This window comes from Planctellipticum variicoloris, from assembly GCF_030622045.1.
Classification (GTDB): domain Bacteria; phylum Planctomycetota; class Planctomycetia; order Planctomycetales; family Planctomycetaceae; genus Planctellipticum; species Planctellipticum variicoloris.
Window position 1 is genome coordinate 1,100,018 of record NZ_CP130886.1, and the last position, 23,354, is coordinate 1,123,371.

At 62.4% G+C, this 23,354-nt stretch carries 29 protein-coding genes; 25 read left to right on the top strand and 4 right to left on the bottom strand.

Features of this window, described 5'->3' with window-relative positions:
* Positions 1–2: 2 nt before the first annotated feature.
* Together SH412_RS04305 and SH412_RS04310 are read right to left on the bottom strand one after the other, a co-directional pair.
* Positions 3–455 (bottom strand): DUF423 domain-containing protein, encoded by a 453-nt coding sequence (locus SH412_RS04305; protein WP_336522283.1) that lies wholly within the window; start codon positions 453–455, stop codon positions 3–5.
* 258 nt (positions 456–713) lie between these two features.
* The gene (locus tag SH412_RS04310; protein ID WP_336522284.1) at positions 714–1,748 is read right to left on the bottom strand and encodes a phosphotransferase enzyme family protein; all 1,035 of its coding nucleotides are present in this window, start codon (positions 1,746–1,748) and stop codon (positions 714–716) included.
* 258 nt (positions 1,749–2,006) lie between these two features.
* On the opposite strand from SH412_RS04310, the gene SH412_RS04315 reads away from it, so the two are divergent.
* Together SH412_RS04315 and SH412_RS04320 are read left to right on the top strand one after the other, a co-directional pair.
* Positions 2,007–3,080 carry a hypothetical protein gene (locus SH412_RS04315; protein WP_336522285.1) on the top strand — a complete coding sequence of 358 codons (1,074 nt, stop codon included), beginning with the start codon at positions 2,007–2,009 and terminating at the stop codon, positions 3,078–3,080.
* Positions 3,081–3,196: 116 nt separating this feature from the next.
* Positions 3,197–3,883: a potassium channel family protein gene (locus tag SH412_RS04320; protein WP_336522286.1), complete on the top strand. Its 687-nt coding sequence runs from the start codon at positions 3,197–3,199 to the stop codon at positions 3,881–3,883.
* Between the two features lie 88 nt (positions 3,884–3,971).
* Here the strand turns inward: SH412_RS04320 and SH412_RS04325 are convergent, their stop codons facing one another.
* Together SH412_RS04325 and SH412_RS04330 are read right to left on the bottom strand one after the other, a co-directional pair.
* Positions 3,972–5,279: an outer membrane protein assembly factor BamB family protein gene (locus SH412_RS04325; protein WP_336522287.1), complete on the bottom strand. Its 1,308-nt coding sequence runs from the start codon at positions 5,277–5,279 to the stop codon at positions 3,972–3,974.
* Between the two features lie 84 nt (positions 5,280–5,363).
* The gene (locus tag SH412_RS04330; RefSeq protein ID WP_336522288.1) at positions 5,364–7,331 is read right to left on the bottom strand and encodes a zinc ribbon domain-containing protein; all 1,968 of its coding nucleotides are present in this window, start codon (positions 7,329–7,331) and stop codon (positions 5,364–5,366) included.
* Between the two features lie 303 nt (positions 7,332–7,634).
* On the opposite strand from SH412_RS04330, the gene SH412_RS04335 reads away from it, so the two are divergent.
* From SH412_RS04335 to rplR, 23 genes are all read left to right on the top strand, one after another.
* Positions 7,635–9,473, top strand: coding sequence for a DUF1549 domain-containing protein (locus SH412_RS04335; RefSeq protein ID WP_336522289.1), 1,839 nt, complete (start codon positions 7,635–7,637; stop codon positions 9,471–9,473).
* A 137-nt stretch (positions 9,474–9,610) separates the two neighbouring features.
* Positions 9,611–10,906 (top strand): DUF1501 domain-containing protein, encoded by a 1,296-nt coding sequence (locus SH412_RS04340; RefSeq protein WP_336522290.1) that lies wholly within the window; start codon positions 9,611–9,613, stop codon positions 10,904–10,906.
* Positions 10,907–11,246: 340 nt separating this feature from the next.
* The gene (gene rpsL / locus SH412_RS04345; protein ID WP_336522291.1) at positions 11,247–11,618 is read left to right on the top strand and encodes a 30S ribosomal protein S12; all 372 of its coding nucleotides are present in this window, start codon (positions 11,247–11,249) and stop codon (positions 11,616–11,618) included.
* A gap of 72 nt (positions 11,619–11,690) precedes the next feature.
* Positions 11,691–12,164, top strand: coding sequence for a 30S ribosomal protein S7 (rpsG, locus tag SH412_RS04350; RefSeq protein ID WP_336522292.1), 474 nt, complete (start codon positions 11,691–11,693; stop codon positions 12,162–12,164).
* 143 nt (positions 12,165–12,307) lie between these two features.
* Complete coding sequence (gene fusA, locus SH412_RS04355; protein ID WP_336522293.1) at positions 12,308–14,392, top strand: elongation factor G; 2,085 nt, start codon at positions 12,308–12,310, stop codon at positions 14,390–14,392.
* A gap of 215 nt (positions 14,393–14,607) precedes the next feature.
* Positions 14,608–14,934 carry a 30S ribosomal protein S10 gene (gene rpsJ, locus SH412_RS04360; protein WP_336522294.1) on the top strand — a complete coding sequence of 109 codons (327 nt, stop codon included), beginning with the start codon at positions 14,608–14,610 and terminating at the stop codon, positions 14,932–14,934.
* A 99-nt stretch (positions 14,935–15,033) separates the two neighbouring features.
* Entirely contained in the window at positions 15,034–15,726 is a 693-nt protein-coding gene (rplC, locus tag SH412_RS04365) for a 50S ribosomal protein L3 (RefSeq protein ID WP_336522295.1), read from the top strand.
* A 53-nt stretch (positions 15,727–15,779) separates the two neighbouring features.
* Positions 15,780–16,415 (top strand): 50S ribosomal protein L4, encoded by a 636-nt coding sequence (gene rplD / locus SH412_RS04370; protein ID WP_336522296.1) that lies wholly within the window; start codon positions 15,780–15,782, stop codon positions 16,413–16,415.
* Between the two features lie 36 nt (positions 16,416–16,451).
* A complete protein-coding gene (rplW, locus tag SH412_RS04375; protein ID WP_336522297.1) occupies positions 16,452–16,760 on the top strand; it encodes a 50S ribosomal protein L23 in 309 nt (102 codons plus the stop codon).
* Between the two features lie 55 nt (positions 16,761–16,815).
* Entirely contained in the window at positions 16,816–17,673 is an 858-nt protein-coding gene (gene rplB, locus SH412_RS04380; protein WP_336522298.1) for a 50S ribosomal protein L2, read from the top strand.
* Between the two features lie 92 nt (positions 17,674–17,765).
* A complete protein-coding gene (gene rpsS / locus SH412_RS04385) occupies positions 17,766–18,035 on the top strand; it encodes a 30S ribosomal protein S19 (protein ID WP_336522299.1) in 270 nt (89 codons plus the stop codon).
* A gap of 36 nt (positions 18,036–18,071) precedes the next feature.
* Positions 18,072–18,437: a 50S ribosomal protein L22 gene (rplV, locus tag SH412_RS04390; protein WP_336522300.1), complete on the top strand. Its 366-nt coding sequence runs from the start codon at positions 18,072–18,074 to the stop codon at positions 18,435–18,437.
* Between the two features lie 51 nt (positions 18,438–18,488).
* Positions 18,489–19,190, top strand: coding sequence for a 30S ribosomal protein S3 (gene rpsC / locus SH412_RS04395; RefSeq protein WP_336522301.1), 702 nt, complete (start codon positions 18,489–18,491; stop codon positions 19,188–19,190).
* On the top strand, positions 19,129–19,548 hold the full coding sequence (gene rplP, locus SH412_RS04400) for a 50S ribosomal protein L16 (RefSeq protein ID WP_336522302.1): 420 nt from the start codon (positions 19,129–19,131) through the stop codon (positions 19,546–19,548). The genes rpsC and rplP overlap by 62 nt, the downstream gene beginning before the upstream one ends.
* A gap of 39 nt (positions 19,549–19,587) precedes the next feature.
* Positions 19,588–19,794 carry a 50S ribosomal protein L29 gene (rpmC, locus tag SH412_RS04405; protein WP_336522303.1) on the top strand — a complete coding sequence of 69 codons (207 nt, stop codon included), beginning with the start codon at positions 19,588–19,590 and terminating at the stop codon, positions 19,792–19,794.
* 63 nt (positions 19,795–19,857) lie between these two features.
* Entirely contained in the window at positions 19,858–20,136 is a 279-nt protein-coding gene (gene rpsQ, locus SH412_RS04410; protein WP_419555841.1) for a 30S ribosomal protein S17, read from the top strand.
* A gap of 61 nt (positions 20,137–20,197) precedes the next feature.
* A complete protein-coding gene (gene rplN / locus SH412_RS04415) occupies positions 20,198–20,566 on the top strand; it encodes a 50S ribosomal protein L14 (RefSeq protein ID WP_336522305.1) in 369 nt (122 codons plus the stop codon).
* Between the two features lie 39 nt (positions 20,567–20,605).
* On the top strand, positions 20,606–20,965 hold the full coding sequence (gene rplX / locus SH412_RS04420; protein ID WP_336522306.1) for a 50S ribosomal protein L24: 360 nt from the start codon (positions 20,606–20,608) through the stop codon (positions 20,963–20,965).
* A gap of 78 nt (positions 20,966–21,043) precedes the next feature.
* Positions 21,044–21,586 carry a 50S ribosomal protein L5 gene (gene rplE, locus SH412_RS04425; protein WP_336522307.1) on the top strand — a complete coding sequence of 181 codons (543 nt, stop codon included), beginning with the start codon at positions 21,044–21,046 and terminating at the stop codon, positions 21,584–21,586.
* A 59-nt stretch (positions 21,587–21,645) separates the two neighbouring features.
* Positions 21,646–21,831, top strand: coding sequence for a type Z 30S ribosomal protein S14 (locus SH412_RS04430; protein ID WP_336522308.1), 186 nt, complete (start codon positions 21,646–21,648; stop codon positions 21,829–21,831).
* Positions 21,832–21,890: 59 nt separating this feature from the next.
* On the top strand, positions 21,891–22,286 hold the full coding sequence (rpsH, locus tag SH412_RS04435; RefSeq protein WP_336522309.1) for a 30S ribosomal protein S8: 396 nt from the start codon (positions 21,891–21,893) through the stop codon (positions 22,284–22,286).
* 60 nt (positions 22,287–22,346) lie between these two features.
* Entirely contained in the window at positions 22,347–22,892 is a 546-nt protein-coding gene (gene rplF / locus SH412_RS04440; RefSeq protein WP_336522310.1) for a 50S ribosomal protein L6, read from the top strand.
* A 53-nt stretch (positions 22,893–22,945) separates the two neighbouring features.
* The gene (gene rplR, locus SH412_RS04445) at positions 22,946–23,311 is read left to right on the top strand and encodes a 50S ribosomal protein L18 (protein ID WP_336522311.1); all 366 of its coding nucleotides are present in this window, start codon (positions 22,946–22,948) and stop codon (positions 23,309–23,311) included.
* The last annotated feature ends 43 nt before the right edge of the window (positions 23,312–23,354 follow it).

Here is a 23,354-nt window from a genome sequence, read left to right on the forward strand (position 1 = left end):
GACTACACGGCGGGATCGGACAGAGTTGTGCGAACTTCCAGGGCGGCCATTGCCAGGGAGCCCCAGCCGACGAGGAAGGCGACGCCCCCCAGGGGCGTGATGGCGCCGAGCACGGGAATGCCGAGCAGCGTCAGGCCGTACAGGCTGCCGGAAAACAGCAGGATTCCCAGGGTGAACGAGATTCCGGCGATGCGGCACCAGCGCGACGGGCGGCGGTCGGCCAGCAGACCGACTGCGAGCAGGGCGAGGGCATGGGTGAGCTGGTACTCGGCGCCGGTCTTGAAGTCGCCCAGGTACTTTCGCGCGAGGGGAATCGTTTCGCCGGCGACGACGCGGGTCTGGTCGGCGTATTTGGTCTGAAAGTAGCCGGAGAGCCCATGAGCGGCGAATGCGCCGGAGCCGACACCCAGACCGCCGAACAACGCCCCCAGCCACAGACACCAGCGCGCCGACATGACTTTCGCTCTTTTCCGTTGTGCGACGTGGAACGTCGCTGGCTGCAGAATTTGCAGGTTTGTCGAGTCCGTGACGGCCACCACTCTAACCGGAGAGTTCTCCAAGCCGGCTCTGAACAATCACGTGATCGAAATCGGGCCACCGGAAATTGTTCCGGACATCGTGTCTGGATTTTTCTGTGCTCGGGGCGTAACGCCAGCCACTTTACGAAACGGAGGGTCGGCTGGCGAATGAGGGCTTTCAATGATTTGGCGACGTCAGGGCGGGAGGATCAGCGATTTTGGACTCTGCTCCAACCGGTCGGCCATGTCGCGCAGCCGCCGGAGCAGGCGGGGCGAGCCGAGGTCTGCGGTTGGGGATGTCGAAAGGCGCTCGATCCAGGTCCAGGCGCTGAGGACGACGCCTGATTTGTCGAGGAGCGGGATCAATTGGCGCTCGACGGCCGAGAGGGGGCGTTCGTTCTCGTAGGCGGCGAGGGCGAGATCCCAGGCGGGGGCGTCGTCGCCGATGAGGCTCCCCAGCAGGCGGGCGAGGTCTGTGGCGACGGAGTCGCATCGACTGGCGGAGGGATCGATCAGCCCGGTCACGGTGTCGCCTGTGAAGAGAACGTGGTCGAGCCAGACATCCCGCAGGCAGATCTGCAGGGGGACCGAGGTTGTGCGGACCGGTTCCAACAGGGGCAGGAGCTGCGGGCCGCGGGAATGGCAGCCGGCCAGCAGCCGCCGGAACGCGTCGCGCCAGTCGCCGGTCGGCAGGTGAGTCGGAGGTGTCATCTGACCGATTCGGAGGAGCATGTCGCGGAGCCTTGCGGTCCGCTCGACAATCGCAGGGGCCGGGCCGCATTCGGGACCGCCGAACCATGATTTCGCCGGTGGCTCCGGAGCGAAGATCCGGGCGGCGTTGTGCCAGCGGGCGAGAGCCTGCATGGCGGCGGTCAGGCGTAGTCGGGAGGGGTTGAGGGCGAAGTCGGCGACTCCCGGCAGCCACGGCTCGAGTTGCCACCAGGTGTTCCGATGGCGCGTGATGGTCGAGCCGGTTCGATTCCTCAGCGGAACCGCGACGAACGTCAGCCCGCGATTGTGCAGGTGGTGCAGGAGGGCATGGAGTCCCCGCAGGCGGTCGGCGGGCGGGCCGTTGTCCGGCCAGCGGCGGAGGGCCAGGGGGCCGGCGAGCGTCTCGACGCGCCAGACCGCAGCCCCGCTGAAGCCGGCGTTCGCGACCGGCCGGCAGCCCTGAATTGTCGCCAAGGCGGGATAGTGCGACAGGACTTCATGTGGCGGCGAAACAGTCATTCTCGGGCAGGTCCGCATTCGCTGTGGTGTAGTGGATTTGCGTGCATTGCTTCGTCGTGTGGTTTGCGCGAAACAACCGGCAGAAATTGCCGCTTGTTGACAGATTGCTCACAAACGGGGTAGAAAACTGGGGATCTCGCGAATACAGCGAATCCAGCGAAGGATGGGGCTGGGGCGACTGTCAGGCGTCAGGGAGGCCGAGGACGCGTTGAGAGTGGCGACCGGAGTGGTTACTACGCAAGAGGAAGGAACGGGAAAATGCTGCGTCTGATGCGAGGCGTTTTCGTGGCGGCGGCGGTGCTGGGCGGAGTTTCCCTGCAGTCTGCGTCGGTTGAGGCCGGGGTAATTCCCGGCTCCTACGACGTGGCGTACGCGCCGGTCAGCAACGTGCATTACCGTTACTCGGCCTACGCTCCCGCGTACTATGGCACACCGGTGTCCTACGGCAGCGGCTACTCGGCATCCTATGGCGGTTCCTGCTGCGGGACGGCGATGTACGCACCCGCAGCCGGCGCGTGCTGTTCGCCATGCGGGAATCCGTGCGGGTCGTCCTGCGGCTCCGCCTGTGGCAGTTCGCCCTGCGGAACCGCATGCGGCGGTTCACCGTGCGGCGTCGCTCCGTCGGGGTCGACGACTTCCAGCGGCAAATTGACTCCGACGCCGGAGCCCGCGCCAGCGCGAACGACGCCGTCGCGGGAAGAACCTGCCAATTCGGCGCCGCCCTATCGACGGGAAGCGCCAACGGATGGCTTCGTGCCGCGGGATCGAACGTTTAATGATGCCCCGCCGCGCGGGAACGGGGCGCCTCCGGCGCGCGGAAACGACGGGCTGGGGGCAGCGCCCGGAGCGGGTGCAGCACCGGGTGCGGGGGCGCCGCGGCGACCGGGCGCTGATCTGCCGACGAACGTGGAACCGACGGACGATCCGGGATTTGAGGCGCCGGTTCGACGGCCGGAAGACAGTGGGACGCCGCCCTCTTCGCGGGGACTGTTCAATCTCGACGATGACAAGTCCGGCACGCCCTCCAACGACGGCGGGACTCCCGCTCCGTTTGGACGCGATGTGGAAAAGACCCCGATCGAGGGGGCCGAGCATGTGATTCCGCGGCGGGCGGCGCCGATTGACGCCGACGCGGTTGAGGACGAATTTCAGATGCCGATGGAAAATGTCGGGCCGCGTCTGGAAGCGGTGAAAACGTCTCAGGCGGTCGCCGTGAAGGAACGCCTGCCGTTGCGGCCGCGTTTTTCGGTTCCGACCGTTGCCCGGGCGCATGTTCGTCCGCAGGGGGAGTGGAGCCTCGGGGCAATGACCCGGCTGGCCGGGAACCCGTGACGGGACAGGCTGTCTGCAATTGATTATGCTGCAGGGGTCTGGAGTGAATCGCTCCAGGCCCCTGTTTTCATTGCATGGCGACGGAACGAAGTCGCCTGCACCCGCGGGATGCCTGCATGCGCAAGATTGCCATTGTTGGACTGGGCCGGTTTGGACTGGCCGTGGCGCGGCAGCTCGTTTCGACTCACGTGCAGGTGATCGCGATCGACTCCGATCCGGATCTGATCGACGAGGCGAAGGACCTGGTCGATCTGGCGCTGGTGCTCGACTCCACCGACGAGCGGGCGCTGCGAAGTCAGGAGATTCACAAAGTCGACGCGCTGGTGGTGGCGATCGGCGAGAATTTCGAAGCGGCCCTGCTGACGGCGGTGATCGCCAAGCGGAATCTCAAGATTCCGCAGGTCATCTGCCGGGCGAGCATGCCGATTTATGCGGAGATCTTCCGGCAGATCGGCGCGGACGAAGTGATCCAGCCCGAGACCGAAACGGGCATCCAGCTCGCCCGCCGACTGGCCAATCCGTTTCTCGAAGACTTCTTCGATCTGGGCGAGGGATTTTCGCTGATCGAGATGCACGCTCCGTCGCCGTTTATCGGGAAGACGCTGCGAGACCTGAATCTGCGGGCCAAATACGCGGTGAACCTGGTGGCGCTCCGTCGGACCGCGCGGAGCACGTCTTCGTCCGGAGAAGAAGTCGTCAAGGAGAGTATTGCAATTCCGCAGCCCGATGACGTGATCGCCACGGACGATGTGCTGATCGTGATCGGGGCCAACACGGATCTGGGGAGGTTGCCGAAGGAGTAGTTGAGAGTTGAGAGCGGAGAGTTGAGAGAAAAGGCCAGACTAAGAAGCGAGTTCTCCTCCGTACTCTCTGGCGATCAGCGACAAGCGATCAGCGATCAGCTCTCCCACTCTGGATTTCGCTCTTCCCTGCTCGCTGCTTCCCCGCGCAGAACAGGTGCTGCTCGCCGCGCAGAAAGAGCTGGCCCTGCGAGATGGCGGGCGAGGCGTAGCTGAATTCGCCGAGCGGGTTCTCGGCGACGAGGTCGTATTTCGGGCCGGGCCGGACGATTTTCGTCGTGCCGTCGTCGGCGGTGAAATAGACCAGGCCGTCGGCGGCTACGAGCGAGGCGCTGTAGTGCGGGGCCATCCGTTCCGCCCAGAGTCGCTCGCCGGTGTCGGCGTCGTAGCAACTGGCGATGCCGTCGTCCGCGGCGACGAGCAGGTATTTGTCGAGGACGACGGGCGACGGGACGTAGGAGCAGTTTTTGCGGGATTCCCAGGCGATGTGGGAGGAGGTCACGTTGCCGCGTCCATCCGGGCGGATCGCCTGAATGTAACGGTCGGGGAAACCGGCGGTCAGGAACAGATACTTGCCGTTGTAGACCATCGAAGCCACGAACTGCTCGGTGGGGCCGTCCATTTCCCAGTGCTGATGGCCGTCGTGCGGATCGAGGCTGACGACTGACTTGCTGCCCGAAAAGACCATCTGCGTCCGGCCGTCGATTTCTCGGATGATGGGCGTGACGTAGCTGCGGGTCTTGTGCTTGCGGGGGACTTTCCAGCGGGTCTCGCCGGTCTGGCGGTCGAGGGCGACGACGTAGGAGTCGCCGTCGTGATCGCCATTGACGATCACCAGGTCCTCGAACAGGATCGGCGAGGAGCAGAAGCCGTGGACGCTGGCGAAGCGGCCGGGGCGGACGGTCCAGACCGGTTTGCCGTCGAAGTCCAGGGCGGTGACGATCATATCGCCGGGCGTTCGCTCCTTGTCACTGGCGAAGTCGGCTTCGAGGAACGAGACGTAGACCAGCTTGCCGTCGGTTACAGGAGTTCCTGAGGCCCGGCTGTTGAGCTTGTGATGCTTTTCGAGCGGCGCTTCGAGGACGGTCTGCTGCCAGAGGATCTTTCCGTCGCGGCGGTCGAGGCAGATCAGGACGCGGTCCTGCTGCTCTTCGAGGCAGGATGCCACGAAAATTCGATCACCCCAGATGACGGGGGAGGAATGGCCGACGCCTGGGATGGGGGCTTTCCAGGCGATGTTTTCGCCAGTCTCGCCGTTCCAGCGCTGCGGAATGTTCTGCTCCAGACTGGTCCCGTCGCCGCGGGGGCCGCGCCAGCCCGGCCAGTCCTCGGCGGAAGCGAGGCTGGCAGCAATCACGAGCGAGCAGACGCAGGCGACGGATGGGAGCAGTCGGTGCATGGCCGGGTTTCCGCGGAAGATGAACTCTCGAAACCTGCGTCGGCGGAGGAGTCTTGACGGAGCCTCCTTCGAATCATCGGCGGGTTATGGTGCACCTGCCGGCGCTGCGCCGCCCGGATCGGGCATACCCGGCATGGCTCCTGGGGCGCCCGGCATTCCGGGCATCGCTCCACCCGGCATTGCGCCGCCGGCCGGATCGAATTGCTGCTGGACGGGGTCCGGTTCGTTTCCTCGTCCCCAGATGGCCTCTTGAATCAGCGGAGACGCGATCAGACCGACGATGACCAGGATGATCCCGATGAAGGAGGTCAGGAAGCCCAGGATGGCGGTCAGACAGCCCGGCTTCGCTTCGCCCCAATTATTGATGGTGTAGATCAGGAGGACAATAAACGAAGCCAGCGTCAGGATGTCGACGAGAATCCGGACAAAGTCGAGGCCGTACATGGCGATCAGAATTCCGGCCCCGATCCGGATGAGCCAGAAGGACGAGAGGAAGAACCCGGCTGCGGAGTAGAAGGGGTTGCCGTGGTCCATGGCCTCCTTGCTGACCATCAGGACGCCGCCGGTTTCGGCCAGCGCACCCCCGCAAATGACTCCGACTAGAATCGAGGCGGCCAGATCGGTGTTGAACAGCGTCGAGACGACCAGTCCGCCGACTCCGCCGACGAGCGCCAGAATTCCGGTGACGGCGATCGCTTCGAGGAGCGCCACCTTGGTGCTTTTGGGTTTGTATTCTTCGTCCAGCTCGCGGGAAAGAATGGCCTTGTACTTGTACTGCTTGGCCTGTCCGATGAGTCCGAGAGCAGGACGGAAGTAATAAACGAACTGCCCGTTGGTCCGCATGTTGAACAGGGCGGTGAAGCCGAAGGGAATGAACGCAACGCACCACAGGATGCCGGGGATGATCAGGGGCTGGTAATTGACGCGGACGGGATCGGGGATCGGCGCTTCGGGAGCCGGGGGGGCTTCGCCCTTCTTCTGCACTTTGGGCTTGTTCTCGGCGGCCCACTTGCGGCGGTAGATGTCGGCGTTGCTTTCCATCGCATTCACGACGCCGACGACATCGTTGCCGTAGACGGCGATCGTGGCACCGATGGTGCCGATGGTGGCAATGTTCGTGGACAGGGCGAGAAGAACCCAGACCATCGAGCCTTTGAAGGTCTGGCCCAGGGAGGGGAGAATCTTCCAGAACATCCAGCCGGGATAGGAAATCGGCATCGCCATGTGGCCCATGACGCCGGGGAATGCGAGCAGGACGGGGATGTAGGCCAAACCCGTAATGATCCCGAGGACGTACGTCGGCGAACCGTTGCGCACCAGAATGGCGCCGATCGCCGCGGGAATCGCCAGAACGGGGCCGGCGAAGGCGATGTTCCAGGCGAAGAACTTGATGCCGAGGGCGCTGGCGGTGAAGAAGTCGAAGTTCAGCCGCTTGATCTTGTCCTTCTTTTCCATCGCGTTCTGGATGATGTAGACGTCGGCGAGCCAGTACCAGCCGGGGATCACCATCAGGCAGACGGCGGTGACGAAGCCGAAGAAGACGCGGGGGGGCCAGGTCGAGTTGTAGAGGAACATGAAGATCGAGAAGGCGGCGAGCAGCGACGCGACGATCGAATACATGATGGAGCGGAAGGCCAGCCCCTTATTGCGGCCGACGAACTTCCAGCCGTCGCTCCAGAGTCCCTTGAAGAACTTGTCAGGGTCGGGGCCTTTGAGGGCCCGTTTCTTCGCGGCTGCGCCCATGCCGCCGGTCGAGGTGTCGTAGCCGCACTTGGGGCATTCGGTTTCGTCTTCGTCGAGGTCCTTCAGGTCGCAGCCGCATTTGGGGCAGATGCGGGCCTTGCGGTCCTCGATATTCCGGAGGTCGAGCGACGCGAAGTCGTCGTCGGTTGACGCTTTCTTTTTGACCGGTTTTTTCACGGGCGCATCGGAGTCGCCTGCGGGAACTGGAATGCGGGTGTCGCAGTCCGGGCACTTGACCGCTTTGCCGCGGGCGGAGTCCGGAACCGACAGCACTTTCTGACAGGTACTGCATTTGACCTTAACCGGCATGGCGAGACGCACTCCGCAAACGGCCATTCACTTCGCGGAGCAGAGCCCGCGCTGCGAACGGTTCCATGGCAATCCGGGATGTCGTTTCAGACAGGAGAAACAGGGTTCCGGTACTGTACCACGTTTGAGAGTCATTGCACGCTTGGCCGGCGACGGAGGGAACGGGAACTCGAAGGTGAACTATGGATTTTCCCGTAGGCCCGAAACTTTCGGGGTTCCGCGGGGGTTCATTTCCCTAGAGTCAACTCCATTCTGCCTGCCGTTGCGTTCAGCGCGGAGGTTTCCCGCAGAAGGCGATCCGTCATGCGATTGCACGTCGTCCGATTTGCCGGTTGTGCCGGCTTTGCGCTGGCGCTCCTCGGGGGCGCCGCGGGGGCTGAGAAGTCCGGAACGCCCGATCCGGCGCGTACGGCAGCTCAGGTGGATCAGTTGCTGAATGCGGAGTTCGGCCGAGTCGGCGCCGAGGCCGCTCCGCGGTGCAACGACGCGGATTTTCTGCGACGGGCGTCGCTGGATCTGGCGTCGCGACTACCGTCGCCGCAGCAGGTGACGCTGTTCGGACTGAATCCGGACGGCGAAAAGCGGGCGAAACTGGTGGACGAACTGGCGTCGTCCGAGGATTTCGCCCGAAACTGGGCCAGGTACTGGCGCGACGTGATCTTCATGAACGCGACCGACATGCGCTCCCGCCGGGGGATGGGGACGTTCGAGGACTGGATGACGGACCGGCTGCAGGCGGGGGGGAAGTGGGACGAGATCACCACCGAGCTGCTGACCGCCACGGGAGATGTGCAGGAGAACGGGGCGACGGCGCTGTTCTTTGCACACGGTTCGGAAGCGCCGGAGGTGGCGGCCGAGGCCAGCCGGATTTTTCTGGGAATTCAGATCCAGTGCGCGAACTGCCACGACCATCCGTCAGACGTGTGGAAGCGGGAGCAGTTCCACGAGCTGGCGGCTTTCTTTCCGCGGACGGCGCTGCGACCCGTACTGGAAGACGGCCGGCAGCGGAGTTTTGAAGTGGTCTCTGTGAACGCGGATCGTGGCGGGCGGGGCGGACCCTTCGGCAACAATCCCGAGCAGTTCCTGCGGTTCATTGACCGGAATCGGGATGGGAAGGTCACGAAGGCGGAAGTCGAAGCCTCGCCGCGCGGTCAGCAGCTCGGGCAGATTTTCCCGCGGCTGCTGGATTTGGGGGATAAGAACAAGGACGGCGGGCTGGACCTGGAGGAAATGAAAACTCTGCCGATGCCCGACATGCAGCGGCGGGGGAGCACCGAGCACTACATGCCGGATCTGAGCGACCCCTCGTCACGTGGAAAGCTGATCCAGCCGAAGTTCTTCGTCGACGGCGACAAGGTTGAGCAGGGAATGTCGGATCACGAGCGGCGGCAGGCCGCGGCGAAAGCCTTCACCGATCCGAGCAATCCGTGGTTCGCCCGGGCGTTTGTGAATCGGATGTGGTCGGAGATGCTGGGCGAAGGTTTTTATATGCCGGTGGATGACATGGGGCCAACCCGATCGGCCCGGTTCCCGGAAGCGCTCGATCTGCTTTCGCAGGGGTTTGTTGCCAGCGGCTACGACGTGGCCTGGGTCATGAAGACGATCGCCCGGACCGACGCCTATCAGCGGCAGATCCGTCCGAAACCGGTTTCGGAGGCAACGTTGCCGTTCGCCGCTCAGACGGCGATGCGATTGCGATCCGACCAGTTGTACGGTGCGATGACGCAGGTGCTGGGATATCGGGAGCAAGCAGCACCGGCGGGGCGAGGGGTGATGGGCATGATGGCGGCCCAGCGGTCGCCGCGAAACCAGTTCAACGCTCTGTTCGGTTTCGACCCGTCGACGCCTCAAGCGGATCTGACCGGGGATGTCCCGCAGGCGTTGTTTCTGATGAACAGTCCGCAGTTGCGCGGAGCCGTGCAGGCGACCGGCGGCGGACGGCTGGCCCAGTTGCTGCAGAAAAACCGGGACGATCAGGATGCGGTGAGCGAACTGTACCTGCTGGTGCTGTGCCGGGAAGCGTCGGACCGGGAGCTGGCGATCAGCCAGGGCTACATCAAGGAAGTCGGAAATCGGGGCGAGGCGTTCGAGGATCTGATGTGGAGTTTGCTCAATTCGAGCGAGTTTCTGTCGAAGCGATGAGATTGCGATCGGGCTTATCGCTTGTCGCGAATCGCCAGAGATGCAGGCAGATTCTTCTCCGGCGATTTGCGATCAGCGATCAGCCTTGTCGCTCACCTGATTCCCTATTCATTTTTTATCTCAAACGAGGCTTGATCATGGCTCTGGCATGGCACGAAAACGTTTCGCTGACGCGGCGAGGCTGGTCGCGGCGCGGGTTTTTGCATGGCGTTTCGGCGGCAGCCGCCGCGGCGGGAACGCTGAATTTTCGTGATGCGATGTCGCTGCAGGCCAGCGAGTTGCGGAAAGAGGGGCGGTCGCTGATCGTTCTGTGGATGCAGGGTGGACCCAGCCAGTTTGAGACGTTCGACCCGAAGCCGGGTCACGAGAATGGCGGCCCGACCGAGGCGATCGAAACGTCGGTCAGCGGGATTCGAATTGCGAAGGGCTGGGAGCAGACGGCGAAGCAGATGGAGCACATCGCGCTGATCCGCTCGATGACCAATAAAGAGGGGAACCACGACCGGGCAACGTACCAGCTCCATACGGGGTACATCCCATCGGGTTCAGTGCGGCACCCGTCGCTGGCGGCGAATATCGCCCAGGAAATCCGTCCGGAAGGGCTGGAATTGCCTTCGGTGGTGACGATCGGCAACCAGCGGGTCGGTTCGGGAACGGGGGCCGGTTTCCTGGGCGTGGATTATGAGCCGTTCCATGTCACGCAGCCGGGCGGGTTGCCGGACAACGTGGCGGCGGGGACTCCGGCGGCGCGATATCAGCGGCGGCTGGGGTTGCTGGGACAACTGGAGGACGACTTTGCGTCCCGCGGCGGGCAGGTGGTGGTTGAGAACCATCGACGGATCTACGACAAGGCGTCGAGCCTGGTCCTCAGTCCGCAGACGGAGGCGTTTAATCTGGCCGCCGAGTCGGACTCGCTGCGGAAGGAGTACGGGGACACGGTGTTCGGGAAGGGGTGTCTGCTGGCTCGGCGGCTGGTGGAGTCGGGCGTGACCTACGTGGAGGTCCGGGCAGGGAACTGGGATACGCACCAGGAGAACTTCGAGGCGACAGGCCGGCTGGCGGGGGAGGTCGATCCGGGAATGGGGGCGCTGATCGGCGACTTGCACCAGCGCGGAATGCTCGAACGGACGATGGTGGTCTGGATGGGCGAGTTCGGGCGGACTCCGAAAATCAACCCGCGGAACGGGCGCGATCACTACCCGCGGGCGTTCTCGGTGGCCGTCGCCGGGGGGGGCGTGAAGGGGGGGCAGGTTATTGGTTCGACCGGGAAAGACGGGGGAGAGATCTCCGATCGACCGGTGGCGGTCAACGATTTGTTTTCGTCGATCTGCCATTCGTTGCAGGTCAATCCGGCGCATGAGAACATGAGCCCGCTCGGACGTCCGATGAAGATCGTGGACGGGGGCGAAATTGTGAAGGAACTCTTCGCGTAAATTGATATTGGGGAATGGGTAACATCGTTTGGAGTGACCGCTTCCGGGGACGTTCGCGGGCGAGTTGCGGGCGTTGCCCGGCGCTTCGTTCCGCGGGACTTCTGGACACTCGAGGGCGAGTTGTCGATTTTCCTGAGAGAGAGGAGCACTTCAGAGGGTGATCGGGCGGCAAGATTGACTTCCGGCGCTTGATCTTCTGGTGTGGGGTCTCTACACTCTTCGTTTCCCCCCATGCCCGGAGAGAATCCGTGCATTGGTGTTATTTGTCGGAAGTGATTGGAAAACAACGAGTTGTTGCTCGCGTCGGCGGTGCCGATTGCGACCGAACGGGTGAAGCAGAATGCCGACGATCAACCAGTTGATTCGCAAGCCACGCAAGGTGCAGCCGGTCCGGACGAAGTCTCCGGTGCTGGAATCGTGTCCGCAGAAGCGGGGCGTGTGCATGCTGGTCAAGACGGTGACTCCGAAGAAGCCGAACTCGGCTCTGCGAAAGGTCGCCCGTGTGCGGTTGTCGAACGGCAAGGAAGTGACCGCTTACATTCCGGGTGAAGGCCACAACCTGCAGGAGCACTCGATTGTGCTCGTGCGAGGCGGCCGCGTTCGCGACTTGCCCGGTGTGCGGTATAAGGTGATTCGTGGCGTGCTGGATACGCTGGGCGTGACCAATCGTAAGCAGGCTCGCAGCCGCTACGGCGCCAAGCGTCCCAAGTAAGCTGCTGCTGTGTCTGGGAAGTCATCGATCAATTTGCCCGCGTCGGGCGTTTGCAAGCTCTGAGGTTCTGGAATGGCCGATCGTTTTACCGTCAGTCGTACGAATCTGCGGCCGGACACCCGGTATGGTTCGAAACTGGCTTCGAAGTTCATCAACTGTCTGATGCACGACGGCAAGAAGTCCGTGGCGCAGTCGGTGTTCTATTCGGCGCTCGACATGATCGCCGAGAAGCTGCCCGATCGGAATCCGATCGAGGTGTTCACGGCTGCGGTCGACAACTGCCGTCCGGGCATTGAAGTTCGCTCGAAGCGCGTGGGCGGTGCGAACTATCAGGTGCCGACGCCGGTCGGTCCGAAGCGGCAGCAGACGCTGGCGATCCGCTGGATCCTGCAGGCCTGCCGCGGCAAGAAGGGACGCCCGATGGACCGCAAGCTCGCCGAGGAATTTCTGGCGGCTTATCGTCGTGAAGGGACTGCGATGACGACGCGCGAGAACGTGCATCGTATGGCCGACGCTAACAAGGCGTTCGCTCACTTCGCCTGGTAACCTGACGCCGCCGGCCGGGCGGCGCGCAGATCACGAATTCGGCGGGACCGCGCAGGAGGGAGACTACCTCGGCGCTGTCCCGCCGTTTTGCATTTTCCGGGTTCGATGTTCGACTTCTGTTGTTGCTTCAGAACGGTGCCGTCATGTCGTACGACATTCAAAAAGTCCGGAACATCGGCATCATTGCACACATTGACGCCGGCAAGACGACGACGACCGAGCGGATTTTGTTCTACGCGAAGTCGACGCACCGGATGGGGGATGTTGACTCCGGCAATACGATCACGGACTTCGACCCCGAAGAGGCCGCTCGCGGGATCACGATTTACTCGGCGGCCGTGACGTGCCACTGGCTCGATCACACGATCAACATCATCGATACGCCGGGGCACGTCGACTTCACCGCAGAGGTGGAGCGCAGCCTGCGTGTGCTGGACGGCGGCGTCGTGGTCTTCAGCGCGGTTGAAGGGGTCGAGGCGCAGAGCGAGACGGTGTGGCGGCAGGCCGACCGGTATCGCGTGCCGCGGATCTGCTTTATCAACAAGCTGGACCGCATCGGGGCGTCGTTCGAGCGGACCTTCAACCAGGTCGTGAACCGGCTGCACGGGAATCCGCTGGCGCTGCAGATTCCGATTGGCGAGGGGCCTGCGACGAACGCCGACGGGTTTCGCGGGGTGATCGACCTGGTGGCGATGCAGGCGCTCTATTTCGACCCTGAGAGCCAGGGGGCGACGATCCGTGTGGAGCCGATTCCGGAGTCCGAGCAGGAGCGGGCCGACGAGTGGCGGGTGAAGCTGCTGGACGCGGTGGCGATGCTCGACGACGAGGTGTTTGCCGTTTACGACGCGACGGGCGACCTGCCGCCGGATCAGATCCGGCGTGTGGTGCGAAAGGCGACCCTGGCCTATCAGCTCCAGCCGCTGTTATGCGGCTCGTCGCTGAATCATATTGGCGTGCAGCCGCTGCTGGACGGCGTGGTGTGGTATCTGCCCAGTCCGGCCGACGTTCCGCCGGTGGAAGGGCGGAATCCGAACCCGAAGAAGCAGGACGTCGTCGAGGTTCGCAAAGCGAAAGACGACGAGCCGTTTGCCGGCCTGGTCTTCAAGATCGTCGCGGACCAGCATAACGAATTGTGCTTTGTGCGAATCTATTCGGGGACGCTGAAGAGCCGTTCCCGGCTGCTGAATCCGCGGACCGGGGCCAAAGAGCTGGTGAGCCAGCTCTGGCGGATCCGGGCCAGCGACCGCGAAAAGCTGGAAGAGGCGTTTGCGGGAGACATTGTCGGCGTTGTCGGGCCGAAGGATTCGGCGACCGGGGATACGCTGTGCGATCAGAGTCAGCCGATCCTGCTGGAGTCGATCCGGTTCCCGGATACGGTGATCTCGATGGCGATCGAGCCGGAGACGAGCGCGGAGCGGAAGAAGCTGGAGGAGGTGCTCCGGCTGATGTCGAAGCAGGATCCGACGTTCCGGGCGGAAATCAGCGAAGAGACCGGGCAGACGATCATCAGCGGGATGGGGGAGCTCCATCTGGAGATCATCGCGAAGCGGATGCAGCGCGATTTCGGCCTGAAAATCCGCGTCTACAAGCCTCGCGTCACGTACCGCGAGACTGTGGCGGGGCCGCTGGAGCATCGGGAGCGGTTCGAGCATCAGGCCGCAAACAGCACGCAGTTTGTGGAATTGGCGATCCGGATCGAACCATTTTCAGGAACTGAGCCGGTCACAATTGAAAACAAACTCAAACCGGGTACACTACCGCCCGACCTGTTGAATTCGGCGTTGCAGGCGCTGCGCGACGAATCCAGCGGGGGTGGGTTGGTGGGATATCCGCTGATGAACGTGAAGATCACGGTCACGGATGCCGAATACCGCGAGAAAGAGACCACGGAGGTTGCCGTTAAAACGGCGGCCGCTAGGGCTCTCCGAAATGCACTGCAGTCCGCCGGGGTTGTGCTCCTGGAGCCAATCATGAAGCTGGAGGTTGTGACTCCCGAGGATTTCCTGGGGAATATCACGGCCGACCTGAGTTCACGGCGGGCGATGATTGTGGATACGGAGATTCGGGGTAATCTGGTGGCCTTGCAGGCGGAGTCCCCGCTTTCCCAGATGTTTGGTTACTCGACTCAGGTGCGAAGTCTGTCGCAGGGACGGGCGTCGTATTCGATGGAGCCGCTTCGGTTTGATGCGGCTCCGGACGATGTGCTGGCGGGCATGTTGGGTCAGTAGAAGTTGCCGCGCGGTATGGCTGGCGTACCCGATTTGGCGTTCGAGCCAAGTCGAAGGGCGTCATCATCCGGGCGGCCGGTGTTGTTTCGCGATTCTCTCCCGCGGTTGATTGACAGTCGCGGGGGCCGTCACTAAACTTGTCGATTCCCTTGCCGCCGGGGCCCCTGTCGTCTTGATGGGGTCGGCTGTAAGTTGTTTGTGTAAAGGGACTTGGCGTGGCTGGCGCAAAACAGGAATGCATCCGGATCCGGATGGAAGCCTACGATCACTCGGTGCTCGATCAGTCTGTGTCTGAAATCGTCGATACGGCGAAGCGGACTGGGGCGATCGTGCATGGGCCGATCCCGCTGCCGACGCGCATTGAGCGGTATACGGTGCTGCGAAGCCCGCATATTGACCGTAAGTCTCGTGAGCAATTTGAAATTCGGACGCACAAGCGTCTGATCGATATTCTTCAGCCAACCGGCAAGACCATCGACGCGCTGAACAAGCTGTCGTTGCCGGCTGGTGTGGATGTCAAGATTCGGGCCTCGGCCGGCTAGTGGCGGGTGCGGTTGCTGTTCTGTCAGCAGGACGCGGCTGCCGCCGTTCTGGTTCGTGGTTTTCGTCGCGTGATTCTGCAGTTATTGAGGTACGGTCCGATGCCCAGGGGCTTGTTGGGACGCAAAGTCGGGATGACGCAGGTCTTTGACGAGACCGGGGCGGTGATTCCGGTGACTGTTCTGGAGTTGGGGCCCTGCGTGGTTCTGCAGGTGCGGACTGCCGAAAAGGATGGCTATGAGGCCGTTCAGCTCGGATTTGGCGATAAGCCGCGTCGTCTGGCCAGTCGGGCGGAGCGCGGTCACGTGGCGGCGATTGGCAGCAAGCGTCAGAGGTCGCGCCAGGCGGCCGGCGTTGAGACGCTGGTGAAGGCTGAGACCGAGCCGAAGCAGTACGTGCGAGAGTTCCGGACGGATGGCGAGAAGGCCGAGTATGCAGTCGGTCAGGTGCTGACCGCTGCGGCTCTGGCGGACGTCGCGTTCGTCGATGTGATCGGGGCGATCAAGGGGCGTGGTTTCGCCGGCGGTATGAAGCGGCACAACTTTCACGGTCTGTGCGCCAGTCACGGCGTGAAGAAGGCTCACCGGTCGCTCGGTTCGACCGGTCAGCGACAAGATCCGGGCCGCGTGTTCAAGGGGCAGAAAATGCCCGGGCACTGGGGTGACAGTCGAGTGACCGTGCGTCGTCTCAAGGTTGTGCGAATTGACGAGGCGAACAACACGGTGCTCATTCGCGGTGCGGTGCCGGGTTACAACGGCGCGTACGTGATGGTGCGTGAGACGAACTGCTACTAAGAGCGTCGTTCTCTTCGAGTGGGTTGACTCCCAGGCTAGCAGCAGGCTGAGACATGATTTCCGTAGCAGTATACAATCAGGCCGGTCAGGACACTGGGGCGAAGTACGAATTCGACCCGGCGGAGCTGGCTGGCGAAATCAATAAGCAGTTGCTTCACGACGCGGTCGTGATGTACCAGGCGAACCTGCGGCAGGGGACTTCCAAGACGAAGACCCGGTCGGAAGTCGCCGGCAGCTCTCATAAGCTGTATCGTCAGAAGGGGACGGGTAATGCCCGTGCCGGTAACAAGCGGACTCCTGTTCGTCGGGGTGGCGGGCATGCGTTCGCCAAGCGTCCGAAGGACTGGAGCTATCGGCTTCCGCGTAAGGCGCTGCAGATCGCCACGCGAATGGCGGTGCTGGGCAAGTTTCAGGACAACGAAGTCACCGTCGTCGACAGCCTGACGATGGATCAGCCGAAGACGAAGGTGATGGCGGCGGTGCTGAAGGCGCTGGGCGTCGAGAAGGATAGCTGCCTGCTGGCGATCGATAATCACGACGCTGCGGTCTGGCGTTCCGCTCGGAATATTCCGACGCTCTCGGTCTCCCCTGCGGCCGATCTCAACGCACTGAAGCTGCTTGAGAAGCGACGGCTGGTGGTGACGACGAAGGCCCTGGATCAGATCCGCGGCAAGGTTCAGGGTGGTTGATCGGGATTCGGCGACCGCCGGCGGGAGTGAATGACGATGGCTGAGCAATACGTGCCGGGACTGCAGTTGGAGCCCTACCAGGTGGTGCTGCGTCCGCTGGTGACGGAGAAGGGGACGTATCTGTCCCAGCGTAATAACGCGTATACGTTTGAGGTGAATCCGCTCGCGACCAAAGAGGATATTCGACGTTCCGTGCAGGAGCTGTGGAATGTGCGCGTGGTTGGCGTGCGGACGCAGAATCGGGTCGGCAAGCCGCGTCGTCACAAGATGATGCAGGGGCAGATGAAGTCGTGGAAGAAGGCGATCGTCGAGTTGCATGAAGATGATCGAATCGCGTTCTTCTAAGGCGGTCTGATCGCCGGTCTGTCGTTCTTACGAAATCAGCGTTGGAAGTGATGTTATGGGTCTTCGAAAATACAAGCCGACGAGCCCCGGACGGCGGAGCGGGATGGTCAGCGATTTCGCTGAGATCACCGACAAGAACAAGAAGCCCGAGAAGGGTTTGCTGGTTCCGGCGAAGAAGCGTGGCGGTCGTAACTTCCAGGGGAAGATCACGATCCGCCATCGCGGCGGCGGTCATAAGCGGATGTACCGGCTGATCGACTTCAGGCGGACGAAGGACGATATCGCCGGGACTGTGACGCACATTGAGTACGATCCCAACCGGACGTGCCGGATTGCTTTGATTCAGTATGCGGACGGCGAGAAGTCTTACATTCTTGCGGCCGAGGGGATGAAGGCGGGCGATCAGGTCTTTAACGGACCGAACGCAGAGCCGAAGCCCGGCAACTGCATGCCGATGGAGAACATTCCGCTCGGCACCACGATTCATAACATTGAGATGCAGCCTGGTCGCGGCGGCCAACTGGTGCGCAGCGCCGGCGTCTCCGCCGTGCTCAACGCCCGCGAGGGGAACTGGGCGCAGATCACGTTGCCTTCCGGCGAAGTCCGACGTCTGCCGGTCAAGTGTCGGGCGACGATCGGAACGATCGGGAACGGCGAGCACATGAATATCGTGATCGGCAAGGCCGGTCGCGTGCGATGGAAGGGGCGTCGGCCCCGCGTCCGCGGTTCGGCGATGAACCCGGTTGCTCACCCGATGGGTGGTGGTGAAGGCCGCCGTTCGGGCGGTCGGCATCCGGTCAGTCCCACGGGCAAGCTGTCGAAGGGCGGTCGTACGCGGAATCCGCGTAAGCCGTCGAAGAACGCGATCGTGCGTCGGCGGAAATCGGTACGCTACGGTCAGTTGAAGACCTAGTGGCGCGATTCGGGCGTCGGACGAGGTCTGCGGCAGAGTCGGTCAGAGATTGTTTCGTTCAATAGATACAGTGGCGTAGTTGGGGGCAGGGCATGGGCCGTTCGTTGAAAAAGGGGCCTTACGTCGACGCCAAGCTGCTCAAGAAGATTGAGAAGCTTGAGGTGGCTCGTCGCAAGGATCCGATCAAGACCTGGGCGCGTCGTTCGACGATCGCTCCGGAGTTTATCGGCCACACGTTTTTGGTCCACAACGGTCGGACGCACATTAACGTGTACGTCACGGAAGAAATGGTCGGGCACAAGCTGGGCGAGTTTTCTCAGACTCGTCTGTTCCGCGGCCACGGCAACAAGGGCGGCAAGTAGTCGGAACCCGTCCTGGGCGACTGCGGGAGTACGGTGATGGAATTCCGAGCGGTTTATCGCTATGCACGAATTGCACCGACGAAGGTGCATCAGGTGGTCAACCTGATCCGTGGAAAGACGGCTCAGGAGGGGTTGAATACGCTGCGGTATCTGCCGCATCGTGGAGCCCGGATGGTCGAGAAGACCCTGAAGAGCGCGATCGGGAACGCTGAGGATCGGGGCGCTCGGAATGCCGAGTCGTTGATCATCGTCGAAGCGAAGGTCGATGGCGGGCCGATGTTCAAGCGGATTCAACCGCACGCTCGCGGGATGGGTTTTTTGATCAAGAAGAAGTTTTCGCACATTACGGTGGCTGTGGAGTCACCCGAAGCGCTGGTGGCCGGAGCAGAGAGCGAAGCATAACCGGACTGCGGGTCGCAGACAGGCTGCGGCAGTCGAGAGGGACTGACAAAGATGGGTCAGAAGGTTCGGCCGACAGGTTTTCGAGTCGGGATCGTGGAAGACTGGCGGAGTCGCTGGTATGCGACGAAGCGGGAGTTCGGCGACCTGCTGATCGAAGATCAGAAGATCCGGAATTTCGTCAAGCGTAAGTACGAGTTCGCGGGGATCTCGCGGATCATTATCGAACGAACGCGGGATCAGGTGATCGTGCATCTGCATACCGCCCGGCCCGGGATTATCATCGGGCGGAAGGGGCAGGAGGTCGACCGTCTGAAGGCGGAGCTGGAAGACCAGACCGGCCGGCGGATGGAATTGAAGATCGTTGAAATCAATCAGCCGCAGCGGAGCGCGATTCTCGCTGCGGAGGACGTTGCCCAGCAACTGGTGAAGCGCGGCAGCTTCCGACGCGTCATGAAGCGGACGCTCGACCAGGTGATGGAAGCCGGCGTTGAGGGTGTCAAGATGGAGTTGTCCGGGCGACTCGGCGGCGCCGAGATGTCGCGGACGGAGAAGGCCAGCCGGGGTTCGATCCCGTTGTCGACGCTGCGGAAGCATATCGATTACGGCCTGGCGGTAGCGCAGACCACGATGGGCGTGATCGGCGTGAAGGTTTGGATCAACCTGGGCGAGTATACGGACGAGGAGACGACAGATGGCGCTCATGCCCAAGCGGGTAAAGCACCGCAAAGAGCAAAGAGGCCGCGTAAAAGGTAACGCCACGCGGGGCAATAAAGTCTCCTTTGGCGACTGGGGTCTCCAGACCGTCGAGGCAGGCTTTATCAAGGGGCAGACGATTGAGGCCTGCCGCGTTGCGGCGACTCAGTATGTCCGCGGAGAAGGCAAACTCTATATCCGGATTTTCCCGAATAAGCCGATGACGGCCCGTCCGCTGGAAACGCGAATGGGTACCGGCAAGGGCGAACCGGACCACTGGGTGGCGGTTGTTAAGCCGGGAAAGGTCCTGTTCGAGCTGGCTGGCGTGAGTCTGGAAGCGGCACGCGAGTGTTTTGCGCGAGTTGCCTACAAGCTGCCCGTCAAGGTGCGGCTGGTCGGGCGGTTGCCGGGTGCTTGACCCGGAGTTGCGGCACGAGCCGCGAGGGTGAACGGAACGATGAATAAAGCCAAACAGCTTCGCGAAATGAGTTCTGAACAGCTTGAGTTTCAAATGCGTGAAACTCAGCAGAGCCTGTTCAAGCTCCGGTTTCAGGCGGCGACGGAAAAGCTGGATGCTCCAAGCAGCCTGCGAAAGCTGCGTCGTGAGATTGCCCGGATCAAGACGGTGTTGCGCGAGCGGGAAGAGGTCCCCGCGGGGGCATAGTCCGGCTGGTGGTATTGGAATTTGGAATCGCGGCTGGTCCGCGCAGTTTGGACGACGGACGAAATCATGCGGAAGCATCTGACCGGCGTAGTCACCAGCGACAAGATGAGCAAGTCGCGTCGCGTGGAAGTGGCTCGCGTTTATCGGCATCCGAAGTATGGGAAGACGATTCGGCGTCGGATCGTCTGTCACATGCATGACGAGAACAATGAGACGCATGTCGGCGATCTCGTCGAGATGATCGAGAGCCGCCCGCTGTCGAAGCTGAAGCGATGGGCGCTGGTGAAGATTGTCCAGCCGGCTGCGAAGGCGGCCGGTTCTGCGGCGGACGTCGTCGGCTGACCGCCTTTGGTCGCTGGTCGGTTTTAATACAGTTTGCAGCGTAAGCGGAAACGGACACAACATGATCCAGATGCAGACGATGCTGGACGTCGCCGACAACACGGGCGCGAAGACGGCACGGTGCATTAAGGTGCTGGGGAGTTCCCGGCGTCGATATGCGGGTGTGGGCGACGTTGTCGTCGTGGCCGTGCAGAAATCGCTGCCGAACGGTACGATCAAGCACGGCCAGGTCGTGAAGGGCGTGATCGTCCGGTGCAAGCAGCCGACCCGCCGGGTCGACGGAAGCTATGTGCGGTTCGACAGCAACGCGATCGTGATCGTGGATAACGATAACAATCCGAAGGGAACGCGAATCTTCGGGGCGGTCGCCCGCGAGTTGCGCGACCGACGGTTTATGAAAATTGTCAGCCTTGCGGCGGAAGTGGTCTAAGCACGGGGATCGGCTCCGCCGGGGAAGGGTGTCGGGAAAATGCGGATTCGCAAAGGTGATTCGGTGATTGTGGTCACCGGTGACGATTCGGCGGCCACGCCGCGGAAGGTGTTGCAGCTCCTGGACGGCGGGCGGAAGCTGGTTGTCGAGGGGGTGAATCGGGTCTACAAGCACGTCCGTCGCGGGCATCCGAAGAGCCCGCAGGGGGGGCGTCTGCAGCTCGAGATGCCGATTGACGCGTCGAACGTGCTGCTCCATTGCCCCGCCTGCAGCCACGGGACGCGGGTCGGTCTGCGATACAATGACGAGGGTCGCAAGGAGCGGTACTGCAAGAAGTGCCAGGCGACCTTGAGCACGGTAGGTGCGGTTCGGCCGGCCTACGCGAAGAAATCGGAATAGCGAGTGTGTCGGTCACGCGTGGTGGCGTTGTGGTCGGCGAATTGAGAACAGCATACGCGGACTAGGAAAGACGGCCAGATGGCTCGCCTGTTGACGAAATATCGTGAAGAGATCATTCCGCGTCTGCGCGAAGCGCTGGGACGAGACAACGTCCATGCGTTGCCGAAGCTGGAAAAGATCGTCGTGAACATGGGCCTCGGCAAGTCGATCCAGGAGCGCAAGCGGCTGGATGAGGCGACCGCCCATCTGGCGACGATTACCGGACAGAAGGCGCAGATCACGAAATCCCGCAAAGCGGTTTCGGCGTTCCGTCTCCGCGAGGGGATGGAGATCGGTTGCCGCGTGACTCTTCGCGGGCAGCGGATGTACGAGTTTCTCGACCGGCTGATCACGCTGGCCCTCCCGCGGGTCCGCGACTTTCGCGGTTTGAATCCGGACGGATTCGACGGCCGCGGAAACTACAGCATGGGACTCAACGAGCAGGTCGTGTTTCCGGAAGTCAATCCAGACAAAGTGACGTTCGTGCAGGGCATGAACATCACGATGGTGACTTCGGCGCGAACGAACGATGAAGGCCGGCTGCTGTTGCGTGAGATGGGCCTGCCTTTCCGCAAGGATTGACCGGTCGAAGCGCCAGTTGAGACAACCGCAACTTACAAGACTTTTTTCGGGCGACGGACATGGCCACTAAGGCGCACATTGCCAAGGCAAAGCGGAAGCCGAAGTTTTCGACGCGGCTGGAACATCGTTGTGCACTCTGCGGACGTCCGCGGGCGGTGTATCGCAAGTTTAAGTTGTGCCGAATCTGCTTCCGGAATCTGGCGCTCGACGGTTTGATCCCGGGCGTGAAGAAAGCCAGTTGGTAATGTGTGCGTGAGCGTGTGGCTTCCAGCCGTGCGGCGCAGCAACGAAGGAATTGTCCGCGATGATGACTGACCCGGTCGCAGACCTGCTGAACCGATTGCGTAACGCGATCGCGATTGAACGACCGTTTGTGGACGCTCCGCTGTCGAAGCTGAAGGTGAGTATCGCCGAAGCTCTGCAGAGAGAAGGCTACATCTGGGACTTCGAGGTGATCGAAGGCAATCCTCAGGGAACGCTGCGGATCAACCTGAAGTACGGCCCCAACGGCGAGCGCGTCATCCAGCAGATCAAGCGGGTCAGCACGCCTGGCCGTCGGGTCTACTCGGGCGTTCGCGATCTGCCGAACGTGCTGCAGGGGCTCGGCATCGCGCTGGTCTCAACCAATGCGGGGGTGCTGAGCAACCGCGAGGCGCGGCAGAAGGGCCTGGGCGGCGAAGTTCTCTGTACGATCTCCTAGTCTCCGAGACTTCCGAGTCGGTGCGGATCGGTATTTCACAGTCGGCGGAATGGTGCTGGTATGTCTCGAATTGGCAAGAAACCTGTCCCTGTGCCTGCTTCGGTGACCGTCAAAATCGACGGCTCGAAAGTGACGGTCAAGGGAAAGAACGGCGAGCTGACGCTGGGAGCGCACGAGCTGGTCACCGTCCGGTTCGACGACGCGAAGCGCGAGCTGATCGTCGAGCGTCCGAACGATACTCGGGACGCGCGGGCGCTGCACGGTCTGACCCGGGCGCTGCTCAACAACATGGTTGTGGGCGTCGAGAAGCAGTGGGAGAAGAAACTCGAGATCCAGGGCGTCGGCTACCAGGCCTCGCTGGCCAACAAGGTGCTGACGCTGCAGGTCGGATTCGCGAACGCCATTAAGCTGCCGGTGCCGGCGAACGTGGTCTGCGAAGTGCCTGACAACACGCACATCATCGTCAAGAGTCTTGATCGGCAGTCGTGCGGCCAGTTTGCGGCCGATATCCGGGCGGTCCGTCCGCCGGAGCCATATAAGGGCAAGGGAATTCGCTACTCCGATGAACGCGTCCGTCGTAAGGAAGGCAAGGCCGCCGGCAGCTAAGGCCGGTGCGACTGGGGCGTTTTGGTTCGGCTGGGTGGATGAGCGGCAGAATTATGAAACTTCAAAAACGAATTACGCAGCAGAAGACCCGGCGGCAGTATCGGGTGCGGAATGTGGTTCGCGCGACCGGTCGGCTGCGGCTGACTGTGTTCCGCAGCAACAAGCACATTTACGCCCAGATTATCGACGACGAGGCCGGGCGGACGTTGGTCGCCGCGTCGACGGCGGAGCCGGCGATTCGAGCCGGCGAGGGATCCACGAGCGACACGGAGGCCGCCGGCGCAATCGGCAAACTGCTGGCGACGCGGGCCATCGAGCAGGGAATCAAGGAAGTCGCGTTCGATCGCGGCTCGTATCGCTATCATGGCCGCGTCGCGGCGCTGGCTGATGCGGCCCGTGAGGCCGGACTGGATTTCTAGCAGACATTCGGCAAAAGTGATTCGGTACCTGGCGTATCGAAGT

What these genes read in the sequence shown, in the direction of transcription:
- SH412_RS04305 (WP_336522283.1), bottom strand. Translation starts at nt 455, where the DNA reads ATGTCGGCGCGCTGGTGTCTGTGGCTGGGGGCGTTGTTCGGCGGTCTG.
- SH412_RS04310 (WP_336522284.1), bottom strand. Translation starts at nt 1,748, where the DNA reads ATGACTGTTTCGCCGCCACATGAAGTCCTGTCGCACTATCCCGCCTTG.
- SH412_RS04315 (WP_336522285.1), top strand. Translation starts at nt 2,007, where the DNA reads ATGCTGCGTCTGATGCGAGGCGTTTTCGTGGCGGCGGCGGTGCTGGGC.
- SH412_RS04320 (WP_336522286.1), top strand. Translation starts at nt 3,197, where the DNA reads ATGCGCAAGATTGCCATTGTTGGACTGGGCCGGTTTGGACTGGCCGTG.
- SH412_RS04325 (WP_336522287.1), bottom strand. Translation starts at nt 5,279, where the DNA reads ATGCACCGACTGCTCCCATCCGTCGCCTGCGTCTGCTCGCTCGTGATT.
- SH412_RS04330 (WP_336522288.1), bottom strand. Translation starts at nt 7,331, where the DNA reads ATGCCGGTTAAGGTCAAATGCAGTACCTGTCAGAAAGTGCTGTCGGTT.
- SH412_RS04335 (WP_336522289.1), top strand. Translation starts at nt 7,635, where the DNA reads ATGCGATTGCACGTCGTCCGATTTGCCGGTTGTGCCGGCTTTGCGCTG.
- SH412_RS04340 (WP_336522290.1), top strand. Translation starts at nt 9,611, where the DNA reads ATGGCTCTGGCATGGCACGAAAACGTTTCGCTGACGCGGCGAGGCTGG.
- rpsL (WP_336522291.1), top strand. Translation starts at nt 11,247, where the DNA reads ATGCCGACGATCAACCAGTTGATTCGCAAGCCACGCAAGGTGCAGCCG.
- rpsG (WP_336522292.1), top strand. Translation starts at nt 11,691, where the DNA reads ATGGCCGATCGTTTTACCGTCAGTCGTACGAATCTGCGGCCGGACACC.
- fusA (WP_336522293.1), top strand. Translation starts at nt 12,308, where the DNA reads ATGTCGTACGACATTCAAAAAGTCCGGAACATCGGCATCATTGCACAC.
- rplC (WP_336522295.1), top strand. Translation starts at nt 15,034, where the DNA reads ATGCCCAGGGGCTTGTTGGGACGCAAAGTCGGGATGACGCAGGTCTTT.
- rplD (WP_336522296.1), top strand. Translation starts at nt 15,780, where the DNA reads ATGATTTCCGTAGCAGTATACAATCAGGCCGGTCAGGACACTGGGGCG.
- rplW (WP_336522297.1), top strand. Translation starts at nt 16,452, where the DNA reads ATGGCTGAGCAATACGTGCCGGGACTGCAGTTGGAGCCCTACCAGGTG.
- rplB (WP_336522298.1), top strand. Translation starts at nt 16,816, where the DNA reads ATGGGTCTTCGAAAATACAAGCCGACGAGCCCCGGACGGCGGAGCGGG.
- rpsS (WP_336522299.1), top strand. Translation starts at nt 17,766, where the DNA reads ATGGGCCGTTCGTTGAAAAAGGGGCCTTACGTCGACGCCAAGCTGCTC.
- rplV (WP_336522300.1), top strand. Translation starts at nt 18,072, where the DNA reads ATGGAATTCCGAGCGGTTTATCGCTATGCACGAATTGCACCGACGAAG.
- rpsC (WP_336522301.1), top strand. Translation starts at nt 18,489, where the DNA reads ATGGGTCAGAAGGTTCGGCCGACAGGTTTTCGAGTCGGGATCGTGGAA.
- rplP (WP_336522302.1), top strand. Translation starts at nt 19,129, where the DNA reads ATGGCGCTCATGCCCAAGCGGGTAAAGCACCGCAAAGAGCAAAGAGGC.
- rpmC (WP_336522303.1), top strand. Translation starts at nt 19,588, where the DNA reads ATGAATAAAGCCAAACAGCTTCGCGAAATGAGTTCTGAACAGCTTGAG.
- rplN (WP_336522305.1), top strand. Translation starts at nt 20,198, where the DNA reads ATGATCCAGATGCAGACGATGCTGGACGTCGCCGACAACACGGGCGCG.
- rplX (WP_336522306.1), top strand. Translation starts at nt 20,606, where the DNA reads ATGCGGATTCGCAAAGGTGATTCGGTGATTGTGGTCACCGGTGACGAT.
- rplE (WP_336522307.1), top strand. Translation starts at nt 21,044, where the DNA reads ATGGCTCGCCTGTTGACGAAATATCGTGAAGAGATCATTCCGCGTCTG.
- SH412_RS04430 (WP_336522308.1), top strand. Translation starts at nt 21,646, where the DNA reads ATGGCCACTAAGGCGCACATTGCCAAGGCAAAGCGGAAGCCGAAGTTT.
- rpsH (WP_336522309.1), top strand. Translation starts at nt 21,891, where the DNA reads ATGATGACTGACCCGGTCGCAGACCTGCTGAACCGATTGCGTAACGCG.
- rplF (WP_336522310.1), top strand. Translation starts at nt 22,347, where the DNA reads ATGTCTCGAATTGGCAAGAAACCTGTCCCTGTGCCTGCTTCGGTGACC.
- rplR (WP_336522311.1), top strand. Translation starts at nt 22,946, where the DNA reads ATGAAACTTCAAAAACGAATTACGCAGCAGAAGACCCGGCGGCAGTAT.